The 9,216-nt window shown below is 58.6% G+C and carries 10 protein-coding genes and 1 other RNA gene; 4 read left to right on the top strand and 7 right to left on the bottom strand.

Going from position 1 to position 9,216, the window contains the following annotated elements:
- Positions 1 to 207 precede the first annotated feature (207 nt).
- Both rnpB and rsmI read right to left on the bottom strand, forming a co-directional pair.
- Positions 208 to 561: RNase P RNA component class A (gene rnpB, locus BBF94_RS24360), an RNA gene on the bottom strand.
- Between the two features lie 73 nt (positions 562 to 634).
- Positions 635 to 1,540, bottom strand: coding sequence for a 16S rRNA (cytidine(1402)-2'-O)-methyltransferase (gene rsmI, locus BBF94_RS24355; protein ID WP_065261500.1), 906 nt, complete (start codon positions 1,538 to 1,540; stop codon positions 635 to 637).
- A gap of 177 nt (positions 1,541 to 1,717) precedes the next feature.
- Here rsmI and BBF94_RS24350 point away from each other — a divergent pair, with 177 nt between their 5' ends.
- From BBF94_RS24350 to BBF94_RS24335, 4 genes are all read left to right on the top strand, one after another.
- The gene (locus tag BBF94_RS24350; protein WP_065261499.1) at positions 1,718 to 3,529 is read left to right on the top strand and encodes a penicillin-binding protein activator; all 1,812 of its coding nucleotides are present in this window, start codon (positions 1,718 to 1,720) and stop codon (positions 3,527 to 3,529) included.
- Positions 3,529 to 3,891, top strand: coding sequence for a YraN family protein (locus BBF94_RS24345; RefSeq protein ID WP_065261498.1), 363 nt, complete (start codon positions 3,529 to 3,531; stop codon positions 3,889 to 3,891). The genes BBF94_RS24350 and BBF94_RS24345 overlap by 1 nt, the downstream gene beginning before the upstream one ends.
- Before the next feature lie 101 nt (positions 3,892 to 3,992).
- A complete protein-coding gene (locus BBF94_RS24340; RefSeq protein WP_007928463.1) occupies positions 3,993 to 4,586 on the top strand; it encodes a phosphoheptose isomerase in 594 nt (197 codons plus the stop codon).
- A complete protein-coding gene (locus tag BBF94_RS24335; protein WP_065261497.1) occupies positions 4,583 to 5,161 on the top strand; it encodes a BON domain-containing protein in 579 nt (192 codons plus the stop codon). The genes BBF94_RS24340 and BBF94_RS24335 overlap by 4 nt, the downstream gene beginning before the upstream one ends.
- A 52-nt stretch (positions 5,162 to 5,213) precedes the next feature.
- On the opposite strand, the gene BBF94_RS24330 is transcribed toward BBF94_RS24335, so the two are convergent.
- The 5 genes from BBF94_RS24330 to petA form a co-directional block, all read right to left on the bottom strand.
- Positions 5,214 to 5,627, bottom strand: coding sequence for a ClpXP protease specificity-enhancing factor (locus tag BBF94_RS24330; RefSeq protein ID WP_065261496.1), 414 nt, complete (start codon positions 5,625 to 5,627; stop codon positions 5,214 to 5,216).
- A gap of 16 nt (positions 5,628 to 5,643) precedes the next feature.
- Entirely contained in the window at positions 5,644 to 6,261 is a 618-nt protein-coding gene (locus BBF94_RS24325; RefSeq protein ID WP_065261495.1) for a glutathione S-transferase N-terminal domain-containing protein, read from the bottom strand.
- A gap of 148 nt (positions 6,262 to 6,409) precedes the next feature.
- Positions 6,410 to 7,192, bottom strand: a complete 783-nt coding sequence (locus BBF94_RS24320) for a cytochrome c1 (protein ID WP_065261494.1) — start codon at positions 7,190 to 7,192, stop codon at positions 6,410 to 6,412.
- Positions 7,192 to 8,403: a cytochrome b gene (locus BBF94_RS24315; RefSeq protein ID WP_065261493.1), complete on the bottom strand. Its 1,212-nt coding sequence runs from the start codon at positions 8,401 to 8,403 to the stop codon at positions 7,192 to 7,194. The genes BBF94_RS24320 and BBF94_RS24315 overlap by 1 nt, the downstream gene beginning before the upstream one ends.
- Positions 8,403 to 8,996, bottom strand: a complete 594-nt coding sequence (petA, locus tag BBF94_RS24310; protein WP_065261492.1) for a ubiquinol-cytochrome c reductase iron-sulfur subunit — start codon at positions 8,994 to 8,996, stop codon at positions 8,403 to 8,405. Before petA ends, BBF94_RS24315 begins: the two co-directional genes overlap by 1 nt.
- Positions 8,997 to 9,216: the final 220 nt, after the last annotated feature.

Here is a 9,216-nt window from a genome sequence, read left to right as displayed (position 1 = left end):
CTTGAGACAGCACTGAGAGCTGCGTTCGAAAGTTAAAGTAATTTGTTAAGAGTAAGATTTTTTCGGTATTACAAAAGCGCTTCTGCTGTTGATTGAAGCAAGGTGGGAAATGGCTATTACTGCGGTTGCCGCTGCCGGATTTCCAGCGCAGGCCTGCTGATAATAAACAGCCCTGTCGCCTTTAATTCAAGCAGGGAAAAGAAAAAGGTGGAGAGTCGATCTGTAAGCCGGGTTCTGTCTTGAACAGTCATTCGTCTACGATGGCCATCACTGGACATCTTTAGCAACCTACCCGGTCCCAGCGCGGGCCACGCCTTGGGACCCTATTTGGTCTTGCTCCAAGTGGGGTTTACCTAGCCACGAACTGTTGCCAGACGTGCGGTGCGCTCTTACCGCACCTTTTCACCCTTACCGGTGCCGAAGCACTTAGGCGGTTATTTTCTGTGGCACTTTCCGTAGGCTCACGCCTCCCAGGCATTACCTGGCACTTCGCCCTATGGAGCCCGGACTTTCCTCCCCCCCCTAATTTTCATAGGGGGCAGCGACTGTCCGATCGACTCTCCGCCGCGCAGGTTAACGGCAGAGCGGCCGAAGAACAAGCGCTAATAGCCCGCGAGCGGCTCTGCGCGACCGGTTACGTGTCTTTTTGCTGATCCAGCGCTACCTGATACAACACGTTTTTGCGCTCACCGGTGATTTGCGCCGCCAAAGCTGCGGCGCGCTTGAGCGGCATCTCTTCGAGCAACAAATTGAGGATGCGCATCGCCTCGCTGCTGACGGCGTCTTCGGATTCCGGTGCGGTCCAGCCCGCCACCACCACAACACACTCGCCACGCTGCTGATTGCCATCCGCCTCGACGAACGCACGCAACTCGGCCAGCGGCAGGCCCTTGAGCGTTTCAAAGGTCTTGGTGATTTCCCGGGCGAGCAATGCCGGGCGATCCGCACCAAACACGGCTTCCATATCCTGCAGGCACTCGAGAATACGATGTGGCGCCTCGTAGAAAATCAGCGTGCGCGGCTCTTCCTTGATGGCTTCCAGGCGCGCCTTGCGGCCAACAGCCTTGGCGGGCAGAAAACCTTCAAAGATGAAGCGGTCAGATGGCAGACCCGCTGCCGACAACGCTGCGATCAATGCACAGGCTCCCGGCACCGGCACCACATTGATCCCGGCGGCACGCGCCTGGCGCACCAGGTGATAACCCGGATCGGAAATCAGCGGCGTACCGGCGTCGGAAATCAGCGCCACGTTATCGCCGGCCAGCAGACGCGTGATGAAACGACTGCCTTCGTCACGCTCGTTGTGCTCATGGCAGGCCGCCAGCGGCGTGCTGATGCCGAAATGCTGCATCAGGCGCTGGGAATGGCGGGTATCCTCTGCAGCGATCAATGCGACCTCGCGCAGGATTTTCAACGCCCGGGCGCTGATGTCATCCAGGTTGCCGATGGGCGTCGCCACCACATAAAGCGAGCCCGCAGCGGAATTCAAAGCACCTGGAGCAGTCAAAGCGCACACCTCATGATCGGTAAAAGCCGCCATTGTAGCGCGTCGTACGACCGGCGATGCGATCGCGGCAGACACGGTTTGTCGCACCATTGTGCGGTCGTGCAACATTTACATCAGCTAAATTGACGGTTTCGCACCAGCAACATCGCACCCCGGCCAGCGCTTGGGTACAATTCGACGCTAATTTGATCGAGTATCAGGAACGCTTACATGATCGCTTGCCTGCGGCTGTTCACTGCCCTCTGCCTCGCTGCCTTGCTGGCGGCCTGCGCCAGCTCCCCTTCCTCCAGCCTTGGCGAACTTCCACGGACACCGGATGCCAGCATCGAGCAACTGCTCGAACAGGCTGCCCAGGCCAAATCGCCGGACAAGGCTGCATTGCTGCGCCTGAGCGCCGCAGACCTGGCTTACCGTCAGGGCAATGCCGGACAGTCCGCGCAAATCCTGCAACAAGTGCCGATGGAACAACTCCAGCCAGGCCAGCAGGCATTCGCCAGTACCCTGTCCGCCGAACTGGCCATGACCCGCAACCAGCCGAAAGCCGCGCTGGCAGCCCTGAATCACCCAAGCCTGCAACGCCTGAGTGAAATGTCGATTCCGCTGCAGGTTCGCGCCGGCACCGTTCACGCCCGCGCGCTCGAAGCCGATGGCCAGACATTGGCTGCCGCTCGCGAACGCATCTTCATCGCACCGATGCTCGAAGGCGAAGCCGCCAGCAAGAACCACGAAGCCATCTGGACCCTGATCGCCTCGCTGCCGACGGACCAATTGCAACCCAACGGGACCGACGACCTCGCAGGCTGGATGAGCCTGGCCTTGGCCGTGAAAAGCGCCGGCACCCTGGAACAGCAACAGGCCGCCATCGACGATTGGCGTTCGCAGCACCCGAAACATCCGGCCGCCATCAACCTGCCGCTGCCACTGACCAAGCTCAAGGAGCTGGCCAGCCAGCCTCTGAGCAAGATCGCCCTGCTGCTGCCACAGGACGGCCAGCTGGCCTCGGTTGGCAAGGCTCTGCGTGACGGCTTCATGGCCGCGCACTACCAGGTCCAGCAAGCCGGGCAGAAACCACCGGCCATCGTGTTCTACGACAGCTCGCACCTGACCAGCATGGACGAGTTCTATCGCAAGGCCCAGGCAGACGGCGTGCAACTGGTCGTCGGACCACTGGAAAAACCGCTGGTCAAACAGCTGAGCACCCGCCCGCAACTGCCGGTCACCACTCTGGCGCTGAACTACAGCGAAGGCGACCAGGGCCCGGCGCAACTGTTCCAGTTCGGCCTCGCCGCAGAAGACGAAGCCCGCGAAGTCTCCCGTCGCGCCCGCGCCGACGGCCTGCATCGCGCCGCGATCATGGTGCCGAAAGGCGAATGGGGTGACCGCGTCCTGCGTGCATTCAGCCAGGACTGGCAAGCCAACGGCGGCAGCATCGTCGCCACCGAGCGCGTCGACCAGCCCGTGCAACTGGCCCAGCAGATCGCCGACATGTTCCAGCTGCGCCAGAGCGAAGCCCGCGCCAGGAGCCTGCAGAATGCTGCCGGCACCAACGTCGCCGCACAGCCTTCACGTCGCCAAGACATCGAGTTCATCTTCCTCGCCGCAACCCCTCAACAGGCCCAGCAGATCAAGCCGACCCTGAACTTCCAGTACGCCGGCGACGTGCCGGTCTATGCCACCTCCCACGTGTTCAGCGCCAGCGGCGACGTGAACCAGTACAACGACATGAACGGCGTACGCTTCTGCGAAACCCCATGGCTGCTGGATGCCAATGATCCGCTGCGCAAACAGGTCACCGCACAATGGCCGCAAGCCTCCGGCAGCCTCGGTCGCCTGTATGCGATGGGCGCGGATGCCTATCGCCTGGCCCCACGCCTGAGCCAGCTCAAGACCTTGCCGGACAGCCGCATCGAAGGCCTGTCGGGCAGCCTGGGCATGACCCAGAGCCAACGCGTCGTGCGCCAGTTGCCATGGGCCCAGTTTGTCAGCGGCCAGATCCAGCGTCTGCCGGACACTCCGCGCTGATGCCCGACAGGTCACACCTGCAAAGCGGCAAGGATGCCGAGCGCCTGGCGCTCGAGCATCTGCAACATCAGGGTCTGCGCCTCCTGGCGCAGAACTGGACATGCAAACGCGGCGAGCTTGATCTGGTCATGCTCGATGGCGATACAGTAGTATTCGTTGAAGTACGTTATCGAAAGAACACTCAATGGGGTGGCGCGCTCGTCAGTATCGACGGGCGCAAACGGCAGAAACTGATTTTTGCCGCAGAATATTTTCTTCAGCGCGAGTCGCGCTGGGCAAATTCCCCTTGCCGCTTCGACGTGGTGGCCATCGACAGCCATCAGGATCAGTTGAACTGGTTGCAGAATGCGTTCGACACTTGACTGCCTGCATCCAACAGACACTTTCACTCAACACTTTTGCTCTTTGCTTTGCGGGCTGCACATTCATGTGCCGGACAGCCGCGCCAATTAAGGTCACACAGATGGACATGCAATCCCGAATTCGCCAGCTTTTCCAGGCCAGTATCGACACCAAGCAACAGGCGATGGACGTACTTGCACCGCACATCGAGCAAGCCAGCCAGGTAATGGTCAACGCCCTGCTCAACGAGGGAAAAATGCTCTCGTGCGGCAACGGCGGCTCGGCCGGCGATGCCCAGCACTTTTCTTCGGAACTGCTCAACCGCTTCGAGCGCGAGCGCCCGAGTCTGCCGGCCATCGCCCTGACCACCGACAGCTCGACCATCACTTCGATCGCCAACGATTACAGCTACAACGAAGTGTTCTCCAAGCAGATACGCGCACTCGGCCAGCCGGGTGATGTGCTGCTGGCGATTTCGACCAGCGGTAACTCGGCGAACATTATTCAAGCGATCCAGGCCGCACATGATCGCGAAATGATTGTCGTAGCCTTGACCGGACGCGACGGCGGCGGAATGGCTTCGCTGTTGCTGCCTGAAGACGTCGAAATCCGCGTACCGGCCAACGTCACTGCGCGTATTCAGGAAGTCCACTTGCTGGCGATCCATTGCCTCTGCGATCTGATCGACAGCCAACTGTTCGGGAGTGAAGAATGACCCCTAATCGCCTTGGCCTTCTGGCCTTGACCCTTTGCCTCGGCATAACCGGCTGCACCTCGGTGGTGAACGCCAGCCGCGAAGCACCGATCGAAGACGATCGCGGTACCCGCACCTTCGGCAGCAAAATTGACGACTCGCTGATCGAAACCAAAGTAGGCGTCAACGTGGCCAAGGCCGATCCGGCTCTGGACAACGACTCACACATCGTCGTCACCAGCTTCAATGGTGTCGTCCTGCTCGCCGGCCAGACGCCTCGCGAAGACCTCAAGGCCAAGGCCGAGCAGGCTGCCGCCAACGTGCAACGCGTGAAGAAAGTGCACAACGAGCTGCAAGTGATTGCACCTTCGAGCTTCCTGGCCCGCCAGAACGATTCCTGGCTGACAACCAAGATCAAAACCCAGATGCTCACCGACGCCAGCATTCCGGGCTCGCGCATCAAGGTCGTGACCGAGAACGGCATCGTCTATCTGCTGGGCCTGCTGACCAGGCAGGAGGCCACCCAGGCTGCCAATCTGGTACAGGGTGTATCCGGCGTGCAGAAGATCGTGAAGCTGTTCGAATACATCGATTGACACAAAACCTGCAGACACAAAAAAGGCGATCCGGTCGGGATCGCCTTTTTTATCACTTCACCACTTTCAGGCTGGGTCGACCGCTAGGGCGCGGTGGCTCGCTGTCCGGTGGCGGAATATCGTCATCCTGCTCGATCTCGTCTTCGTCATCCATCGGCGACTCCAGATCGAACACCATGCCCTGACCGTTCTCCCGGGCGTAAATACCCAGGATCGCGGCAATCGGTACGTACAGACTGTGCGGAACGCCACCGAAGCGACCTTCGAAGGTCACGACGTCGTTGTCCATGTGCAGATGTCGCACGGCACTTGGTGAAATATTCAGGACAATTTGTCCATCACTGGCAAAACCCTGCGGCACCTGCACCGCCGGGTATTCGGAATTGACCAGCATGTGCGGGGTGCAATCGTTATCCACAATCCACTCGTAGAGCGCGCGGACCAGATAAGGTCGACTGGAGTTCATAGCGGCTCCTTAAGCCTTAGCGCATGTCGCGTTCGACGCCAGACAGACTCGCCTGGAAAGCCTCGCGCGCAAATTGACGCTCCATATAATCAAGCAGCGGCTTGGCCGGCCGCGGCAGTTCTATACCCAGAATCGGCAAACGCCAGAGTATTGGCAATAGGCAGCAATCCACCAGACTTTGTTCCTCACTGAGGAAAAACGGCTTGTCGGCGAACAACGGCGACACACCCGTCAGGCTTTCGCGCAACTCCTTGCGCGCCACGGCACGAGCCGCCTCCTTGGTTCGCGAATCCAGAATCAGGTCCACCAGACCACACCAGTCGCGCTGAATGCGATGCATCAACAGACGACTGTTGGCACGCGCCACCGGGTACACAGGCATCAATGGCGGATGCGGGTAACGCTCATCCAGGTACTCCATCACCACGGTGGACTCCCACAACGCCAGGTCGCGATCGACCAGTGTCGGAAGACTGCCATAAGGGTTCACTTCAATCAGTTTAGGCGGCTGGCGACCAGCCTCCACAAAAATGATTTCGGCGCTTACACCCTTCTCAGCAAGCACAATGCGCACCCGGTGGGAATAGTGGTCGGCGGGGTCGGAGTAACAGGCCAACCGATTGGTCACGCCCATGGCGATCCTCCTCGCTTGTTGAAATGATCGGAGCCGGAAAAACGCGCGCGCCCAGAGGGCGCCTCCCGCAACACCTGGCTGTGCAGACGTTGCGTTTTCAGAGGCGCCCTTGGGCGCGCGCGATTAACAGCAATTGCTTGAAGCGTTATCAGTGCACGTCTTTCCAGTATTCACGCTTGAGCAGGTAGGCGAACACAAAGAAGAACGCCAGATACAGCAAGACATAAGTACCGATGCGCTGATGTTGCAGCTTAACCGGGTTAGCCGAGTAAGCCAGGAAGGTTACCAGATTCTTGACCTTTTCATCGAACTGCTCTTCGTTCAAGGTGCCGGTTTTCGGCACGATGGTCAGCTGATCGCAGGCTTCATGAGTCAATGGCGTACCGGTCAGCGGATCGAATTGCTTCTTGCCATCCTCGACGATCTGCACTTGTTTGCAACCCACGACCTGACGACCCTGCAGGCCGACCAGCACGTTAGGCATGCCGACATTCGGGAAGACCTTGTTGTTCACGCCCCATGGACGCGCCGGATCCTCATAGAACGAACGCAGATAACCATAAAGCCAGTCGGTACCACGAACCCGAGCTACCAGAGTCAGGTCCGGCGGGGCGGCGCCGAACCAGGTCTTGGCGTCTGCCGGCTGCATGCCGATGCTCATGTGATCACCGATCTTGGCACCGGTGAACACCAGCTTCTCCAGCATCATTTCGTGCGGAATACCGAGGTCATCGGCAACGCGCTCGTAGCGTTGGAATTTGGCGCTGTGGCAACCCATGCAATAGTTGGCAAAAGTGCGTGCACCATCCTGCAGGGCGGCCTTGTCGGAAACGTCGATGTCGACTTTTTCCAATTCAGGGCCACCATGTTCGGCAGCGAAAGACAGCACAGGCAGAGCAGCAAAAATCAGAGCAAAAAATAACTTTTTCATCAGCCAGTCACCCTTTCCGGAACCGGTTTGGTCTTCTCGAGCCTGGTGTAGAACGGCATCAGAATGAAGTAGGCGAAGTACAGGAAGGTGCAGATCTGCGACACCAGCGTGCGCTCCGGCGTCGGAGCCAGAACCCCCAGAATGCCGAGGATCACGAAGGAAATGCAGAACACCACCAGCCAGATCTTGCTCATCCAGCCTTTGTAACGCATCGACTTGACCGGACTGCGGTCGAGCCATGGCAGGACAAACAGCACTGCAATGGCCGCCCCCATGGCGATAACACCCATGAGCTTGTCAGGAACCGCACGCAAGATCGCGTAGAACGGTGTGAAGTACCAGACCGGCGCGATGTGTTCCGGCGTCTTGAACGGGTTGGCCTGTTCGAAGTTTGGTTTTTCGAGGAAGTAACCGCCCATTTCCGGGAAGAAGAACACAATGAAACAGAAGATGAACAGGAACACCACGACGCCGACAATGTCTTTCACGGTGTAGTACGGATGGAACGCGATGCCGTCCAGCGGAACACCGTTTTCATCCTTGTGCTTCTTGATGTCCACACCATCCGGGTTGTTCGAGCCTACTTCGTGCAGCGCCAGAATGTGCAGCACCACCAGACCCAGGATCACGATCGGCAGAGCGACCACGTGCAGGGCGAAGAAGCGGTTCAGGGTAATCCCGGAAATCAGGTAGTCACCACGAATCCACTGGGTCAGGTCGTTGCCGATGACCGGAATCGCGCCGAACAGCGAGATGATCACCTGGGCGCCCCAGTAAGACATTTGACCCCATGGCAGCAGGTATCCCATGAAGGCTTCAGCCATCAGCGCCAGGTAGATCAGCATGCCGAACACCCACACCAGCTCACGCGGCTTCTGGTACGAACCGTAGAGCAGACCACGGAACATGTGCAGATAGACCACGATAAAGAACGCCGAAGCGCCGGTGGAGTGGAGCAGACGCAGGATCGAACCGTACTCGACGTCGCGCATGATGTATTCGACGGAGGCAAACGCCTCTTCCGCCGAAGGGGTGTAACTCATGGTCAGCCAGACACCGGTGACGATCTGGTTGACCAGAACGAGCAGCGCCAGCGAGCCGAAGAAATAGAAGAAGTTGAAGTTTTTTGGAGCGTAATACTTGCTGAGATGGTCTTCCCACATTTTGGTGGCGGGGAAGCGCGCATCGACCCAATCCATGAACTTGCTCATCACGCTTTCTCCGTATCGACGCCAATGACAATCAGATCATCGGACTCATAGGAATGCGGGGGTACTGGCAGGTTCAAAGGCGCAGGTTGCGACTTGTAGACGCGGCCAGCCAGATCGTAATGGGAACCGTGGCAAGGGCAGAAATAGCCACCTACCCAGTCTTTGCCCAGATCCGCGGGCGCCACTTCGGGACGGAAGGTCGGTGAGCAACCCAGATGCGTACAGATCCCGATCAGCAGCAGAATCTCCGGCTTGATCGAACGTACTTCGGGGTCGACATAGGTGGGTTGCGTAGAGTTTTTGGAGGTCGGATCGGAGAGCTGGCCTTCGATCTTCTTGAGATTCCCCAGGATTTCCGCGGTACGGCGAACAATGAATACCGGCTGGCCGCGCCATTCAGCAATCATCTGCTGTCCGGGCTCGATTTTGCTGACATTCACTTTCACCGGTGCGCCGGCAGCTTTTGCCTTGGCACTGGGAAACCATGACCCCACGAACGGGACCGCAGCCCCCACCGCTCCTGCAGCACCCACCACGGATGTGGCCGCTACCAGGAAGCGACGCCGGCCTGCATTCACGCCGTCATTGCTCATTCAGTCCTCTCCCATCAGCTTTGTGGCCTGTTAAATCAGGCATCTACTAAATATGAAACAATGTACTTATAAAAATTTTGCCGAATGGTAATGAAAACCCCCAATTCTGACAAGGTAATTACCCGGAGGGCTGGCCCTCAAGCCTTGTAGTATAGGGGGTCTACGAATGTGGCAAGTTGTCACAGCGCAATTATTCGAAGAAATCGCACGCATAAAAAAA

This window comes from Pseudomonas bananamidigenes (genome assembly GCF_001679645.1).
Taxonomy (GTDB): Bacteria; Pseudomonadota; Gammaproteobacteria; order Pseudomonadales; family Pseudomonadaceae; genus Aquipseudomonas; species Aquipseudomonas bananamidigenes.
This window is presented reverse-complemented; position numbering and strand designations above follow the sequence as displayed.